We start from the raw sequence: 18100 nt of genomic DNA on the forward strand, positions 1-18100 counted from the left end.
CTCTATGTGCTTGGTGCGAGTTCGGCTGTATAGGATCAGTATGAAAGCTCATCAAAGTGAGCGAAGAACTCATCATACACTTTACGTCTGCGACTTGGGGCATCCAGGGTAAGCGCTTCGAGCCTTTGATTAGCTGATTCCTCTTCGCCGCCTACATGCGAGTTGAGATAGTTGATCACCAGCAGCGCATCGATGGCTGTCAGAAAATCATCGGCGCTCGTGTCGTAGAACAGGTTGTTATCCGGTGGCGGTGGATCAAGCTTGCCGCCTCTGCCGCCGTTGAGTTGATTGATGATCAACAAGGCGTCGAGAGCCGTTACCGATCCGTTATTGTTGACATCCAACCCATTACGCAGGTTGTTCCAGGGGAACGCACTTTCATCGTCGGTCACAACCAATTGGCTGGTACTGGTCACGTAGCCAGCCGCGCTCGCCGAGATAACGAACGTTTGATCTCCATCGCGTAACGAGTCATCCAGCGACAGAATCACAAAGGTGGTCGTGGAACCGTTGGCAGGAATCGTCACTGTGGCGGGCACCGATACTTGGGTCGGCGCATCGACCGACAACGTCACGACCAGCGGCTGGCTGCGATCGAGATTGGTGCGGCGCAGGATGCCAGTTGTGGCACCATCTCGTTCGGCGATTGTACCCGTGCTAAGCGATAGGCTCAGGGCTTCGTAGTCGGTAACGGTCAGAGATCCACTGCCAGTTACATAACCCGCGGCGCGACCTTCGATGGTGACCACCTGGTCGCCATCTAGTAAATCGTCATCCAACGCGGTGACTATGAAGGTGGCTTCGCTTTGTCCTGCAGCGATCCTAACGCTGGCTGGCACTGAAGCCTTGTCCGGAGTCTTTGAAACCACGGCGACCGCCAGCGGTTGGTCGAGATTGGAGTTAGTACGACGCACACGGCCTTGGACAGTACCGTTTTGCTCGCTGACACTGCTTTGATCGAAAGAGACAAGTAACGCTTCAATATCTAGGATCACGACGGCCTGGGTGGCATCGCGGTAACCCGGAGCTTGCGTAATGAGATTGACTGACCGATCACCGCTGAGCAGATTGTCGTCGATCGTCGTTAGCGAGAACCGCGCGGTCGATTCACCTGCTGGAATTACAATGCTGCCGGGTAGTTGTACCACCCCGGGCAAAGCTGCCGAGAGTTCGACGGTCAATGGCAAGTCGATGTCAGTATTGCTGCGGCGCAGCGTGCCACTCAATGATTCTCCGTTCTCACCGATTTGCGGCTGATCCAAGATGATGGACACGTCTTCGAAGTCTTCGACCAGCAGGCTGACGTCCGCTGGAATGTAACCACTCAGCCGAGCCGCAATGGTAACGTCCTGGTTACCATCCAAAAGGGCATCATCGACCAGCGTCAGCGTAAAGTTAGCGATCTGCTCTCCAGCATTGATGACAACGTTCATTGGTACGAGCGCTTCGGTTTCATCACTGCTACTAAGCACCACGGTGATGGGTTGGTCAATATTCGAATTGCTGCGCGTGACTTGCCCGTTGATCACGCCGCCATTTTCTGACACCGAATTGGCATCGAAGGCAATGCTCAGCGTTTCGTAATCCGTGATCGTTACATCAGCGTTGCCATCGACATAGCCACTGGCACTCGCAGTTAACTGCAGTTCGGTGGCAGGGCCGAGCAGATCATCATCGATGGCAACGATGGTGAACGATGTCTCGCGCTGACCTGCCGGAATGGTCACATTGGCGGGCACACTTAATCGCGCAGGTAAACTGGTGGCCAAATCGACGGATAGCGCCTGATCTGCATCCGTATTGCTGCGGCGCAATGTTACCGATGTGCTGCCTTCGTTTTCTGCCAGCGAAGCGCTGGCCAGCACCAATTCGAGAGTCTCGTGATCGGTAACAGTGATCGTGGTCGCAGCTTCGACATAACCTATCGAGTTGGCTGCCACCGTCACAGCCACGGTTCCATCAAGCGAGTCGTCGTCAACTGTCGTGATGGTAAAGGTGGTCGACGATTGACCTGCCGGAATGATGACTTGCGACTGCACGTTGGCTTCCGTAGTATCGGAACTGCTAAGATGGACTGTTATGGGCAGTGCGATATCGGTGTTCAGTCGTCGAACGGTGCCCGTGATCGTTTGAACCGACTCAGCAACTTGTGTTTGAGCAAACCCAACTTCCAACTGCTCGTAATCGGTCACATCAATTGTGGTCGAGCCAGTGATGTAGCCAGTCGCACTAGCAATCACGCTAACGCTCTGCGTACCATCCAACAGTAAATCGTCCACGCTCTGTATCTCGAAAGTCGTCGACAATTCGCCGGGTTCGAACGTTATCGAGTCTGGTACGCTAATCTCGCTAGCGTCGTCGGTGGTTAGAGTTACCAACAAACTGGCGCTGCCGTCCAAGCGCGAGATAGTTACCGTTGTTGATTGACCTAACTCTGAAATACTGGTTGGTGATAGTGAGAGCATCAACGGTTCGTAGTCGGTGATGGTAAGTGTCGTTTGGCTAGGCAAGTAGTTGGCTGCAGTCGCACCAATCTTCACGGTGCGTGAACCGTCGAGCCGGTCGTTGTCGATGGCCGTGAGCACCACCGATGCTTCAGCTTGACCATCGGCGAACTCAATGGTTTCCGGCAACATAATCAAGCCTGACAGGTCGGTGGATAACTGAACGGTCAGTGAGCCACGCGAATCGGGTCGCCTGGCCACCATGGTCGTGCTGCCGTTCTTTTCTGAAATACTGCTCTGAGCCAACTGGAGCTGTACTTGTTCGGCATCCAAGACGATGATCGAGGCTGTGCCGTCAATCCAACCATTGCGTGTGACACGCACGTTGACCGTTTGAGGCCCGTCCAGGACATCATCATCGACTCCTGTAATCGTGACTGGATCGGAAGACGCCGCACCCGCAGGGATGAAGACTAGCTCCGGGACCGAAAGCTCGTCGGCTGCATCAACCGAGAGCGCAAAGCTCTGTCCCAGCCGAGTATCGGTGCGCGTAACTATCAAGCTGCCAAGTCCACTCTGTTCGCTGATGGCACTGGGCTGAATGGTGAGCGTCAGTGGTTCGTAGTCCGTGACCACGAACGAACCTTGAGTTGGTATGTATCCGGTGGAATTCAAGTAGAAGGTATAGCCTTGATCGCCATCCCGCGTCTGATTGTCGATAGCCGAAACGGTATACGTGATGGACGTTTGGCCCGCAGGAATCGTGACTTGCGTGGGCGCGTTAATCGGCCAACTGTTGCTGATGACAATATCTACTGTGGCGGTACCAATTGAATTTGGCCGCGAAATGGTGACTTGAAGTGAACCGTTTCGCTCCGATATTGAGGTTTCACTGAAGGCGATGCCTAACGCCTCGTAGTCGGTAATGCGCAGAGGCTGCGACGATTCTGGAAAACCTGGTGCGCTGGCCGTGATCCGCACGATGCGGTCGCTGTCGAGGATATTATTGTCAACAGCAGTGATAGTGAACGTGATTGATAACTGGCCTGCAGGAATGGTCACGGATGCTGGAACGGAAACGGTTCCAGGACTGGGATTGGTGAGCGTTACGACCAGTGGTTGCGAAATATCCGCAGCATTTACGCGTGTGAGAGTTGCCACTGCCATGCCGCCGGCTTCTGAAATCGATTCTGGATTCAGGCGGAACTGCAGAGCGGCGTCACCTACCACGAACATCGTGCGAAAGTTACCGCCCGGTAAACCGTCGCCCGAGGGAGATTGATACAACCCTGGGACATTCGTGTTACCCAGGATCGTAGTACTCAAGAATTCGCCGTCCAGCGGCACTCCGCTGGTGGATCGGATACCCGTCGTGCCACCACTGAACACTTCAAACATGTAATAGCCGTTTTCGAGACGTCCCGCTTCGAAGACGGCTTTGTGCCTGATGGCATCCCACTCAATGTTCTCATCGATGTCGCCCACCGACAAAAGTGTGTTGGTGAAGTCACCATTGCGCGAGTATTGCAACCAGAACGCCGACTCGGTCAACGTGGCCGGATCAATGGCCCCGCTAAAGGTGACTTCGATGCGTTTACCTACTTCTCCACTCACGACAGAGCCGTTGAGTATATTCACACCGGTGATGGCTGGACCATGACCATAGCCCGCATCCACTCCGGACCGATCTGGGGTCAGCCATTCGAGCACCATGTCATTGGAGCCAGCGGTGGTCTCGTATTGCAGGCGAATACGATAGGTACCTTTGGGCAAAGGGCCACTTAATGTTCCCGGGAGCTTCTGGAGCAACTCAACACCATAGTTGTTGTTGAAGAACTCGGTGCTGGTCGCGCTGAAAGTGCCATCGTTGTTGACGTCGATCCACATGCGGCTGCCGTCATCGCTCTGCGTCTGCAGCCGCGTGCCATCGACATCGATACGTATCCAGCCATCCCATTGGGTTGAGAAGTTGTCCCAGTTTGCGTCACTGCCGCCTGTCACGCCCACTGAAGATCTTGTGCCCCAGCTGTCTTGATTAAATGCGATGTTGGGATCAACTCGCGTCCCGGCCACCGCCTGCGTCGTCCGCCAGTCGGCCTGCGCGGTCTCCGCGCGTAAACTGCGATTGATATAGGTGCCAGTCAGTCCGCTCTGCGTCAGCCCAGCATCGGCAAACAGTGCGTTTTCAGGAACAGTCACTCCCACGTTGAATCGCTGCGAAATCGGCACCGCGTTCCCACCCGCATCCAGGACGGTGGCATCGATGCGATACTGATCAGGGTCGGGGATACCAGCTGTAAACAGATCGAAAAATCGAAATTGGTTGTGCACAATTTTGTCGATGACCAGGTTCAAAGCTTGCAAGCGATCATCGCTGGTATCGAATGATTGGTCAGGGCCTGCGCCGCGCAGCGTAAAGGTGGTGGACTCTAGCGAAGCGATCGAGAGGTGGTCGCTAGTGAAGATGCGAAACTGGCCGCTCTGGTACGGATGACGCGTGTAACTGCTGAACACCACACTAGCCGCGGTTGAGTCCACCGCGGTCACAGTAAAGCTGGTCACGAAGTCGCCACCAGCGACACCATTGCCCGATATCGACGGGAACTGGAAGCCCGCAGCCACCTCACCGTCCAGGGCATTGCCGCGCAGGTCTTTCAGACCGCTAGCGCCGCCTGAAAGTGTGACCGTATAGGTGTCAGGCCCCAGACGCGTGCTGCTGGACCAGACCAGCGTCGAGTCCATGACGTTGAACCTGGCGGTGCCTGAGCGCACGCCTGTGTTTTGTCCACGGACGATAACGCTGCTGCTATTGATGGTGGCCGAGTCGATCAAGTGATCGAAAAAGAACACCAGTTCGTTAGTCCCATCGATCGAGGCACCATTATCGGGCAAGGCTGCCAGTACCCGCGGAGGATCAATGGCGTAGGCAGTCGATGGTGTCAGCTTCAAGCGATATTGGCCAATCGAACTGCGTTGGCCACTGACCTGGATGCGTATCGCGTCCTGGCTGGTGACGGTATATGTCAAATAGGGATCGAACGAATCGATGCCGCTGTCGCGATCAATGCCGCCCGTGGAGCTGACGAGTAAGGTACCGGTTGAACTATAGAGTTGAATAATCGCATCAAGCGTCGTTTGAAACTCGGCAGCTTCGATATCGAACGTATACGTTTCACCGGCCTTTACTTGTAGCGAGTACACATCGTAGTCTGTAGGACCAGTGATCTCGCCGAAGACGACCAGCCGATTGTTACGCAGGTTATCAGGCTGCATGAGCATGGCGCTGATTTGATCAGAAAAATAGTTAGCCGTGACGATGTCCTGCCGACCATCGCCATTGAGGTCGACAACAACTGCCGAGGCCTCAGAGTCCCCGCCGCCTTCGAGCGTGATAGGCCGACCAAACGTTCCATCGCCGTTTCCTAACATAGCCACCAGTGACACCCAGAAACCACCGCTAATCAAATCCAGGTGACCGTCGTGGTTGATGTCACTGACCACAATGGACTCGCCTTCGCGGTGGCCAGCAAACTTCGTGGGCGCACCAAACGTACCAGCCCCTTGATTGAGATAGATCCACACGTCGTGGCTAGTGCGATTGACGGCGGCCATATCAGGCTGGCCATCGCCATTAAAATCTCCGCTGGCGATGCCGCGCATAGAAGTAGCGCCGCTGAGCATCGTCGGTGCGCCGAAGCCTCCGCTACCATCACCCATCAACACGCTAACCCCAACATCGTTGTTGGCCGTGGCTACGTCCAGGTGGCCATCACTGTTAAAATCGACGAGCGTCAACGAATGTGGATACGCCGCGATACTTGTCGAGCGTGGTGTACTAAAGGTACCATTACCATTGCCCAAGTGCGCAGTGACATTGAGCACACCACCTATGACCAGATCGATGCGTCCATCGCGATTCAAATCACCCGCTGTGATCGAATGTGGAGCACTGGACGTGTCCAACCAGGTAGGCGCGGGCAAACTGCCATCGGCCGCCGCCAGCATGATCCCCACGCGACTGCTCGAGCGACTTATCACGGCCACATCGGTTCTCGCATCGCCGTTGAAGTCGCCCACCGCCAGCGACTCTTCCCAGAAGTTCAGATCTTCTACCGGCGTGGTGCTGCGGAGCGTCAGGCCGCCAGCACCGTTGCCCAAGAAGACGCGCACGTCGTTCGAATCCACCGCAGCCACGACCACATCGGGACGGCCATCGTTATTGAAGTCGCCAGACATGATGTGATTGGGCCGCAAGCCCGCGTCCAGCTGCGGTTGAGTTACCATGTCAACACCCATTTCCAACAGATTGGCATCGAGCGGTTGAGCCGACGCCAAAGTCTCATTGGGTTCGACGCCGAACACCTGGCTGCCCGATTGCAATGACCAGTCGAGATAGTTGCGCTCGTTAACGATGAAGGTATCTGGCCGGCGCGAATCGGTGCCGATGAATGGAAAACTACTGCCGATCGGCAACAGTTCGTTCGTGTTTTCATAGCCCATCAACCCAGTGAGGGATCGCGCATGGGGCATACCAGTGGCATGCCCAAACTCGTGCGTCAGCACTTCAACTGAGTTGTAAGAGAGTGAAGTCCATGAGGTTTCCTGTGCGGAATTGGCGGTGCTGCCAGAGCTGCGTCGCTGGCCAAAATACCCACCGCCCCAACCACCGGCGCCCATATCACCAAAGTCGCCGTAGCCACTGGTGACCAACTCTGGACCAGCCGCCGGCCGCTGCAAAGTAATGTCGGTGTCGTACATGTCATAACGCGCATCGGTCATCCCGACGATAAACGGTACCGCAGTCGGCACTGCGTAAGCATTGACCCATGTAAAGCCTTGATGGCTAGGTTGCTGCTTGTCGAAGTCGATGAAGTGCAGCGGAATATCGCGTTGGTCGGCAAAGAACTGGATGCTCGACACCTGCAGCGCATAAGCTCCCCAACCTATTTCGCTGGTGGCCGATACCGTTAAGAAGTACGTGCCCGGCGAAAGCCCATGGGCCCGCAAGATATCTAGCGTGCCAGTCGTCGAATAAGCGATTAGTTGCCCAAACTGATTGCTCCAGGCCAACACCTTGTTCTGTCCCGAGATCGCATCACTACTGGTCGGCGATAGATCGAAATTCAAATTCGAATTGGAGGTGATCTCAAACTGGTAGACATCCAAGTCGCCTGGCCCACTAATTATGCCGGCAACTTGCATTGTATCCTGTAACGGAAAGTCCCACTTAGTGGGATGGTCAAAACTGTTACCCGCTTCCGGGAGCGAAACGGCCGTGGTATAGCCACTGACAACACCCACGTATTGGCCGGTGGCACCGCTAGAACCATTCGCTACAACTTCAACATAAAAGACGCCGCTGGTCGGGGCCTGTGTAACCAGGCCCAGTCCATCCAGCCCGCTGGCAACGACGAAGCCGCCCGCATTCAGTAGCCGTACCCCTGGATTGCTGGCCGTCAAGCCGGCGAAGTCGACCACTACGGTCGCACCTGCGGTTAGCGTTAGACTGTACATATCGGACGCATCGCTGTTGGCCAGATCGCCACGAAAGTGAACGCCCGAAGTTGCCGGTGTGGCTTGTGACGGCGCGTTATTGGGTTCGGCTTCGCTGACGCCATTGAAATTGGTGACGACCGAGCGCATGGCATAACTATCAGTGAACTTGCCAAAACCGCTGCTGGAAACCATGCGCGCGAAATAGTCGCCCGCCTTGGGCGCCACCAATTGCACAGTACGTCCATCGCTGGAAGTCGATAACAGGTTGCCACTGCTATCCAGTAGATCAATGGGCGGCGGTAGCGTGGGCGCAAATCGAGCATCTCGAACGTTGGTCGTGTCGATCGAGAGCTGTTGACCTTGCGTCAAGGAAATTTTGAAGTGATCAACGTCGCCCAGAGTTGACACGCGACCTTCTAGTGTCTCGCCGGCTGGGAATACGGTCGCTGTAGCGAGAGTATTGTTGGGTTCGATTTCTACGGTCAACAGGCGACGTGATTCGAGCTGCTCGAAGCCAGCCAACACTTGCCGCAGCCTAAACTTCTTGGACATGGAATTCTCGGACGAGATGACAGGTTCAAAGCCGATTAGCTTGTGGTCCGCCGTAAGAATAATCCGTCTTAGCCCTTGGAACCACCGCCAGGATTGGCTAGTTTGCCCTTTCGAGCCAAGTACGAAAACTGGTAAAATGCGAGAAATGCGGAAGTGGCTGTAGCGGAACTCGTCAAGAGTTTCGTGCACGACGTAAGCCTGGTAGCGGAACTCGTCAAGAGTTTCGTGCGCGTCGAAAGCCTTGACGGCTTCCGCTACGGGGTTTGAGTGCGACGAAAGTGGAATTCAGCAAGGACGACTATAGAAGTGGCTCGCGAATCGATTGTTCAACCTGAAGAAAGTGGTCCGGAGCCGGAACAACAAGTTGTCCTGCGCCCCAAGCGAATCGCGGAGATGGTTGGCCAGCGCGAGGTGGTCGAAGTCTTGGATATTGCGATCGATGCAGCTCGCAAGCGTGGTGATCCGCTGGGGCATATCTTGTTCGACGGCCCGCCAGGGCTGGGCAAGACCACCTTTGCTACCTGCATTCCGCGCGAGATGGGCGTTAGCGTCCAGATGGCCAGCGGCCCCGGACTAAAAGCTCCCAAAGATATTGTGCCGTATCTCACCAACCTAGAAGATGGTTCGGTACTGTTCATCGACGAAATCCATCGTTTGCCCAAAGCGGTCGAAGAGTATCTGTACACCGCCATGGAAGATTTTCGAATCGACATTGTGTTGGGCGAAGGTGTCAATGCGCGGACGCTAAATCTGCAATTGCGACCCTTCACGCTGATCGGTGCGACGACCCGAGCCGGTATGCTCAGCGGGCCGCTGCGAGATCGCTTTCAGATTCGCCAACATTTGGGCTTCTACACCGTTGAAGAATTGACGGAGATTCTCACGCGCAACGCCAGCAAGCTGAATGTCAGCCTCGACGCGGATGCGGCTTTGGAGATTTCTCGTCGCAGCCGCGGCACGCCACGCGTCGCCAATACTCGACTGCTGTGGGTGCGCGACTACGCGCTCAGCAAAGCCAACGGGCACGTCGACATGACCATTGCCCAAGCCGCGCTGAAGATGACCGGTATCGATCACATTGGCTTGGATCGTCAGGATCGACGTTACATCGAAACGCTCATTCGCGTTTTTCAAGGTGGACCAACAGGCATCGAAGCCATCGCCAATACCATGAACATATCGTCGGATACCTTAGTCGACGAAGTAGAGCCCTTTCTGTTGCGCACCGAACTAATCATCCGCACGTCGCGCGGTCGCTGCGTAACCCCTAAGGGCTTTCAACATGTGAACATGAAGCCTATCAAAGGCAAAGGCGAAGATCATCCCCTTTTCCCGACCGAATGACATTGTGGCATAGGCTTCCAGCCTGTGTTCTTCTCGTGTGGCATAGGCTTCCAGCCTGTGTTTTCATTTGTGGCATAGGCTTCCAGCCTGTGGTCTTCTCGTAAACCACACAGGCTGGAAGCCTATGCCACAGAGATCACTACACGTCGCAGACACCGATGGCGTGATCGAGGGCGGCCAGGTGGTCTTGCCAGGTTGGGATAAACTCTTGAGCCACATAGCCGGTGTAGCCGGTTTCTAGAATGGCTTTCATGATCGGCGGATAGTTGATCTCTTGGGTGTCATCCAGTTCACCGCGACCAGGATTCCCGGCGACGTGATAGTGGCCAATGTACGGATGGTATTGGCGAATGCGACGAATGACATCGCCGTTCATGATCTGCACGTGATAAACATCAAACAACAGCTTGAAGTAAGGTGAGTCCATAGCTTTCACCAGGTCCACGCACAAATCGACATCGTCACCGAAGTAACCTGGGTGGCCTTTCATCGGATGCGAGTCATCGCGGCTGTTGAGATGCTCCAGACACAGCGTGATCTTATGTTGTTCGGCGTAGCCGATCACGCGTTTCCATGAATCGATACAGTGCTGCTTGGCCGCTTGTTCACTCATGTTGGGAACGCGCATACCGGTGAAGGTAATAACACTCTTAGCATCATATTTGACGGCCAGGTCGATCGACTCGCGGAGGATCTTTTCGACTTTGGCATGATGTTCGGGATTGCAAGTACCTTCGACGAATCCGTGGCTATTGACCAGCGAAATCTCGAGCCCCGCAGCTTTGGCGGCTGGAAAATCTTTCGGATCGATGCCTTCCATCCCCACCAACCCCAGACGCTTGCCGGCGGCAGCCAATTCTGCAGCTGGCATCGGTTTGAAGCACCAGCCCATGACCGACTGACGAATGTGACCTTTGCGATTCGAAGTTTGTTCAGCTGCAGTTGATTTCAAGGTAGTCTCGTTCATAAAACTTAATACGCTCGATGCGGCCGCGGCACCCAGTGTCGATGAAATCATTCGCCGACGATCCACCTGTTGCTCAGCATTCATAATCGATGCTCCCCAGAGTATGTTGTGGCCTAAGATTCTAGCCAGCGGTCATCATATATCAAAGCGCCCGACGTCACCTCTCCAAGGCTTCGCCTTGGGGAGGTCGAATCGAGGCTTTGCGAGATTCGGGAGGGGTCGGGGAAGTAGAGGTGATTATTACCGCGGGAGTCTTGCCTAGCGCACTGCCCCCTCCCGCCGACGAAGGCTAAACGCCTCGTCGGCGACCTCCCCCGCTGCGCGGTGGAGGTGACCGTCACCTCTCCAAGGCTTTGCCTTGGGGAGGTCGAATCGAGGCTTTGCGAGATTCGGGAGGGGTCTGGGAAGTAGAGGTGGTTAATACCGCGGGAGTCTTGCCTAGCGCACTGCCCCCTCCCGCCGACGACGGCTGAACGCCGCGTCGGCGACCTCCCCCGCGGCGCGGTGGAGGTGACGGTCACCTCTCCAAGGCTTTGACTTGGGGAGGTCGAATCGAGGCTTTGCGAGATTCGGGAGGGGTCTGGGAGTGCAGATGGTTAGTACCGCAGGAGTCTTGCCCAGCGCAGTGCCCCCTCCCGCAGACGAAGGCTAAACGCCTCGTCTGCGACCTCCCCCGCTGCGCGGGGGAGGTGACGGTCACCTCTCCAAGGCTTTGCCTTGGGGAGGTCGAATCGAGGCTTCGCGAGATTCGGGAGGGGTCTGGGCAGTGCAGGTGGTTAGTACAGCAGGAGTCTTGCCCAGCGCACTGCCCCCTCCCGCCGACGACGGCTGAACGCCGCGTCGGCGACCTCCCCCAGCTGCGCGGTGGAGTTGACGGCGCTTAGGCAATCAACTCTTTAACGACTCGTCCGTAGAGATCAGTCAAGCGAAAGTCGCGACCGGCGTAGCGATAGGTGAAGCGTTCGTGATCGAAGCCGAGCAGTTGCAACAGCGTGGCATGGAGATCGTGAACGTGCATGCGATTCTCGATGGCTTTGAAACCGAATTCATCAGTGCCACCATGTACATAACCTCCTCGAACTCCGCCACCGGCTAACCACATAGAAAAGCCCCAGTGGTTGTGGTCGCGTCCGTTGACCTTACCCGCATTGCTGCCTTCCTTTGGCAGCTCAACTGTGGGTGTGCGGCCGAACTCACCACCCCAGATCACCAACGTTTCCTCGAGCATGCCACGCTGCTTGAGGTCGGCCAGCAGAGCCGCGATCGGTTGATCGCATTGCTTGGCCAGGCGGCGATGGTTTACTTCTATATCGTCGTGATTGTCCCAAGGCTGACCTTCGCCGTGCCAGACTTGAACGTAGCGCACGCCGTGTTCAATCATGCGCCGGGCTACCAGTAGTTGCCGAGCGTGAACGCCTGGTCCATAAGCGTCCAGCACATGCTGTGGCTCGCGAGCGACATCGAACACTTCAGCTGCTTCATGCTGCATGCGGTAGGCCAGCTCGAAGGATTGAATCCGAGCTTCCAATTGAGGATCGGCATCGCGAGCCGCTTGATGACGACGATTCATGCGCTGCACAAAGTCCAGTTGCCGGCGCTGATCCGCTGTACTGATCCGTTCGTTGGTGATGTACTCGATCAGTTTGTCGATCGACTCATGCTGGGTGTCGATATAGGTGCCTTGGAAGATACCAGGTAAGAATCCTGCTTGCCAATTCTGCGATTCTTGAATTGGATATCCACCTGGACACATGGCGATAAAAGCGGGCAAGTTTTGATTCTCGGTGCCTAGTCCATAGGTCAACCATGATCCCATGCTCGGTCGCACCAATCGCGGCTCGCCACAGTTCATCAATAACAGCGATGGTTCGTGATTGGGTACGTCCGCGTGCATCGAGCGGATAACACACATGTCATCGATATGCGCAGCGGTCTTCTCGAACAGCTCGCTGACTTCGATACCGCTTTCGCCATATTTGCGGAACTTGAACGGCGAGGGATACAGAGCACCCGTTTTGCGTTCCGTGCGGGGCGTTTCGCCGGGCATCGGCTGGCCAGCGTATTTGGCAATGGACGGCTTGGGGTCGAAGGTATCGACGTGACTGGGTCCGCCATTGGCGAAGATGTGAATTACGTGTTTGGCCTTGGCGGCAAAATGCGGTGGGCGAGACGCCAACGGATTGACACCTAAACCACCACCAGCGGCCGATGGAGTCTCAGCGGCCAGGTTTTCAGCCAACAACTGTTGCAACGCCAGGGCACCAAAGCCCATGCCCGAGCGAGTGAGCATCTCGCGGCGCGTAAGTCCAAAAGCGGGATTTTGATGCGGCTGCATAAGGCGGGGTCAGCTCTTTAGGAAAGGTAGGAAGGCCTGCCACATATTGTAGATCGCTTGCCAGCTAAGGGAAAGCTCCGTAGCCGAAGTCGCCAGACTTTGGAAGCGTTACGTTTGATTCATCCAATCTCTGGCGAGATCGGCTACGTTGCGACTTCGGCTACGTCGCAGGTTGGCTGAGCAGGTCGCGTAACCCCGAACTTCAGCATCCAAGCTCCCAAATCATCTAAGTAGGTATAAATGACTGGCACGGCCAGTAATGTTAGCAGCAGCGAGAGCGTTTGCCCGCCTACTACCAGCACAGCAATCGAACGTCGCTCTTCCGCTCCAGGACCTGTGGCAATCAGGAGCGGTAACAACCCCGCGACAAACGAAATGGTCGTCATCAGAATTGGTCGCAAGCGATCGCGGTTGGCCAGGATGGTCGCGGCTGTACGATCCATGCCCTTGGCGCGCAGATTATTGGTGTGATCGATCTGCAAGATCGAAGCTTTTTTGACCACGCCAAAGAGCACCAGGATGCCTAGCGCCGAATAGAGATTCAATGTCTCACCACCCCAGTACAGACTGATCAGTCCAAATGGCACCGCCAGTGGCAACGACAACAAGATCGTGATCGGATGCACCATGTTCTCAAACTGCGCAGCCAGCACGATATACATGAACACAAACGACAGCGCGAAGGTCCAGGTAAAGTCCGATAGGGTGCGTTCCAACTCGCGTCCGCGCCCCATCACACGCGTCTCAAATCCGGGAGGCAAGCCAATATCGCGAGCCGCCGCTTGCATGGCATCGATGCGGTCGGCCAACGCAAAGCCTGGCGCGACGTTGGCCCGCACTGCGACCATGCGCTGGCGGTCCAGTCGATCGATGCGGGCAATCGAATTACCAAACTCAAACTGGACCACGTTGTCAATGCGCGACAAGGCGGTCGCCGGTGGTGCGAGCGAGGTCCCTTGAGTACCCGCGCTAGGTTCGCTCGACAGACTCGGTCGGGCCCGCACATAAAGCTGCGAAATGGATTCGATGTCCCGGCGATCAACGCCGACCAAGCGTAGTTCAACATCGTAAGCATCATCGACCGACAGGTCGCGGTAGCGCGATACCCGATCGTCACCACCCACCGCGATGCGCAGCGTATCGGCGATCTCCTGAGCGTCGATACCCAGGGCTGCGGCTCTTTCACGATCAATGCGGGCCAACATTTCTGGTTTGTCCAAGCGCAACGTCGTGTCCAAATCGACGATACCCGGCAGGGCCAACGCCTTCTGTCGCAGTTTCTCGCTGAACTCCGACAGTTGCTGCACATCCGTACCAGTGATCGAGAAGTCAATATCGACGGGCGCACCGGTGCGCAGTGAGGTTAAATTGCGGACCGAAGCACGCACGCCGGAAATCTGTTTGACCAGCTGGCGAATCTCGTCCATCTTTTGACGCTGAGTATAGTTGCCGCGAAACGCTTCGCCCGGATCACCCTTGAATAGTCCACGTACAAATCGCGAGGGAGAAAAACTGCGCTGGTCGATATCTTCCAATCGCACATAGATGTCGCCGCGGTTCACGCCACCAAAGCCGCGTGTGCCCACCGTGGTCAAGAGCGTCTCAACTCCGTCAACTTGCTTGAGCAGCTCTTCGGCCCGAGACATACATTCGTTCATCGAAACCAGATTTGTGCCTTCACCGGCAGACAAACTGACTTCGAATTCCGATTCATCCACGTTCGTGGGAATGTAATCTTGCTTGACCCACGTGTATAACCAAAAATTGCTAGCGATAACCGCGACTGAAAGCAGCATAACCAGCGGTCGATAACGCAGCGATAGTCGCAAACACCAGAGGTAGAAAGCTTCGATCCAGGCATAAAATCCGCCGCGCGACTTGGCAGCCTGCGCAGCTTCGCCCGTCTTGGGTACGCTGCGCAGCAAACGACTGCACATCATCGGCGTCAGTGTAAAACTGACAAACATCGATACCAGAATGGCCACGGTAGCAGTGACGCCGAATTGAAACAGCATCCGCCCCGTAATGCTGGATAAAAACGAGACCGGTAGAAAGACGATGACCAGCGAAATCGTAGTCGATAATACCGCCAGACCAATTTCGCGTGTGCCTTGAATCGAAGCGGTAAAGGGATCCAGACCTTCCTCTTCGATACAGCGGAAAACGTTCTCTAGCACCACGATAGCATCATCGATCACCACGCCCACCATCAGCACCAAAGCCAACATGGTTACGTTGTTGAGAGTGAAGTTGAACAACTTCATAAACGCGAAGGTAGCGATGATCGAAGTAGGAATGGCTACGGCCGCGATAAAGGTCGAGCGCCACGAACGCATAAACAGCAGCACAGTCAAACATGCGAGGATGCTGCCCAAAACCAAATGGCCTTCGATCTCATGCAGCGCGGCCAAGATGTAGCGCGATTGATCCTGGATGACAGCCACCTTTACATCATCGGGCAACAGTGTTTCACTGCGTGGCAAGCGTGCTTTGACCGCCTCGATCACGCGCACTGTGTTCTCGCCTGATTGTCGTTGCACTTGCAAGACCACAGCCGGTGCGCCGTTCAGGCGAGCAATGGTACGAACTTCCTTGGTTGCATCTTGAACGTCGCCCAGGTCGCTCAAGCGGATCGTGGCATGATTGCCGCTGCTGACCACTAAGTCTGGAAAATTTCGCGCGTAGGTCACTCGTCCCAGCGTGCGGAGCGAGCGCTCGCGGAGTCCCTCATCGACGCGGCCTCCTGGTACTTCGACATTTTGCCTTTGTAAGGCTTCGCGCACTTGCAAGATCGACAGCTGATGAGCGGCCAGCCGCCGCGCATCGATATTGACTTGCACGGCTCGATCGGCTGAACCCGAGATCGTGACCTGGCCAACACCCGGCGCGCTCTCGATCACGTTCTTGACGTATCGATCGGCCAACATGTACAGTTCGGAAGATGTGCGCGGTCCAGATACAGCCAGCGACATTACCGGTGAAGAGTCGGTATCCTGCTTCTGAATGATGGGTGGATCGACTGTGGTCGGCAAGCGATTCAAAACGCCAGAGACCGCGTCGCGTACGTCTTGGACCGCCGCATCAAAGTTGCGGTTGAGATTGAATGTGACCAGCAGCAGCGAACTACCATCGGAGGATATCGATCGCAGTTCCTCAATCCCGGCGACTGTCGCCACGGCGTCTTCGAGCACTTGCGAGACCTCAGCTTCGACTTCGACCGAAGCGGCCCCTGGATAAGTCGTGCGCACGGTGATGGTGGGCATGTCCATGCTGGGATAACGATCCACGCCCAGCTTTGGAAAGGCGACCACTCCGGCCACCAGCAAGGCTGCGATCAACATCAACGCAAACACCGGCCGGCGCACACATACTTCGGCTAACCAATACATCTACAACAGCGCTCCCAATTGTGTGGCCTGTGGCCGCCAGGTGTGTGTCTGTCCGTTTGTGGCTGCTACGGAGCCGCGTATTCTTTGGCGGCAGTTAGCTTGGTGTTTTCACCACTGGCAGGTATGACTTGGGCGACTCGACCGAGTGATCCGTCGACCAAAATTTGCTCGCCGACGTTCAAGCCCTCGAGAATCTCGACCAGCTTGTTGTGACGACGACCAGGGCGAACGATCTGTTCCTTGGCCGAGCCCTCGACGACTTTCCAAATCTTTTGCGAGCCAGCAAATTCGACCAGCGAAGATTCGTGAATAACGATCGCTCGTGCATGTGGGTCGATGGTCACTTCCGCTTCGGCAAATAGACCAGGTTTGAGAGTGCCGGCCTTATTATCCAGTAAAGCTTCGAAGGTCAGTGAACGGCTGGCCATGTCCAGGGCCGGATTGATACGCGTGATCTCAGCATCAACGGGCGCATCGATCGATTCGATCAGCAAACGCACATGCTGGCCAATCTTGAGGCTGGTGGCTGCGCGCTCAGGCACGGTGCCTCGAAAACGCAAGGCGTCCAATCGAACCAGCATCAGCAGTGGATTGCCAATCTGCACAAAGGTGCCGCGGGCAACCGAGCGTTGTTGAACTGCACCGGCAAACGGGGCGACGATTTGCGAATCGCGGATGCGCTGTTTGGCCTGATCGACTTCTGCCGTGCGCACGGCAACTTGAGCGATATTGCTGTTCACACCATTGACGGCCGACGCATATCTAGCTTCTGCCACTTTCTCGGCGGCCAGCAGCGTTTGCAGCTCCTCTTCAGTAACCGCATTTTGACTTCGCAGCTGCTGCCATCTTTCTCGGCGACCGCGGGCGTCTTCCAGTGTAGCGCGGGATTCGCGAACCGGCGGCGAGTTTTGCGGATCGAGTTTCGAAATCGGATCGCCGGGTTTCAGGCCTATAAGAGCCCGAGCCTGTAGCAGTGCGGCTTCGGCGGCTTCTAGTTGCAGTTTGAATTCAGTATCGTCCAAGGAGACCAACAATTGACCTGCTTGAACATGATCACCAACATCCACCAGCGTGTCGCTGACCAGGCCGGCCACTCGCGAACCGAGCACGGTTTGATCGTCCGCCACCAGGCTGCCTTGGCAACGAATCACTGCTGGCCACGACTGCAGATCCACGGTGGTGACTTCAGCCTTCAGCGGTTCAGGGGCGACTTCCAGTTTGGCGACCGGTTCAGGGGCCGAGTGTTGGCAACCGGCCGCTAGCGCGATACACCAAAATGCCACTGCGGATCGCCACTGCAGGATGCCTGTTGCCTTGGATTGGAAGCTAACAAATGAAGAACGAACCAGTTTTTGGGGCCGGTGTCTGAGATATTGCATGTGCCAGAGGTCGGGTTGGTGGGATGAGCGGGTGGGACATTTCGAGCGGCCCTATCTTCATTCTAATTGAGGCCGAAGGCGTTAACCGCCAATTCTAAACCTTCTTTACCACCCGGTGGCCGGGATTTCCGGGAAAAACCAAACGCAGGAAGCGGAATAGGCGTTTTTTAATATCGACGCTACAATTGGCAACT

At 55.8% G+C, this 18100-nt stretch carries 6 protein-coding genes; 1 reads left to right on the plus strand and 5 read right to left on the minus strand.

Annotation, left to right across the window (positions count from 1 at the left end; all coding sequences use genetic code 11):
* Nucleotides 1-35 precede the first annotated feature (35 nt).
* The gene (locus SH573x_RS17335; protein ID WP_479348908.1) at nucleotides 36-8492 is read right to left on the minus strand and encodes an FG-GAP-like repeat-containing protein; all 8457 of its coding nucleotides are present in this window, start codon (nucleotides 8490-8492) and stop codon (nucleotides 36-38) included.
* Between the two features lie 306 nt (nucleotides 8493-8798).
* Here SH573x_RS17335 and ruvB point away from each other — a divergent pair, with 306 nt between their 5' ends.
* Nucleotides 8799-9836 carry a Holliday junction branch migration DNA helicase RuvB gene (ruvB, locus tag SH573x_RS17340; RefSeq protein WP_479348909.1) on the plus strand — a complete coding sequence of 346 codons (1038 nt, stop codon included), beginning with the start codon at nucleotides 8799-8801 and terminating at the stop codon, nucleotides 9834-9836.
* Nucleotides 9837-9975: 139 nt separating this feature from the next.
* Here ruvB and SH573x_RS17345 read toward each other — a convergent pair whose 3' ends face one another.
* The 4 genes from SH573x_RS17345 to SH573x_RS17360 form a co-directional block, all read right to left on the minus strand.
* A complete protein-coding gene (locus SH573x_RS17345; protein ID WP_479348910.1) occupies nucleotides 9976-10887 on the minus strand; it encodes a hydroxypyruvate isomerase family protein in 912 nt (303 codons plus the stop codon).
* A gap of 796 nt (nucleotides 10888-11683) precedes the next feature.
* On the minus strand, nucleotides 11684-13138 hold the full coding sequence (locus SH573x_RS17350) for a DUF1501 domain-containing protein (protein WP_479348911.1): 1455 nt from the start codon (nucleotides 13136-13138) through the stop codon (nucleotides 11684-11686).
* Nucleotides 13139-13281: 143 nt separating this feature from the next.
* Nucleotides 13282-16527, minus strand: coding sequence for an efflux RND transporter permease subunit (locus SH573x_RS17355; RefSeq protein WP_479348912.1), 3246 nt, complete (start codon nucleotides 16525-16527; stop codon nucleotides 13282-13284).
* Nucleotides 16528-16592: 65 nt separating this feature from the next.
* Nucleotides 16593-17810, minus strand: a complete 1218-nt coding sequence (locus SH573x_RS17360) for an efflux RND transporter periplasmic adaptor subunit (RefSeq protein ID WP_479348913.1) — start codon at nucleotides 17808-17810, stop codon at nucleotides 16593-16595.
* Between the last annotated feature and the right edge of the window lie 290 nt (nucleotides 17811-18100).

It is taken from the genome of Rania fehmarnensis, from assembly GCF_056494185.1.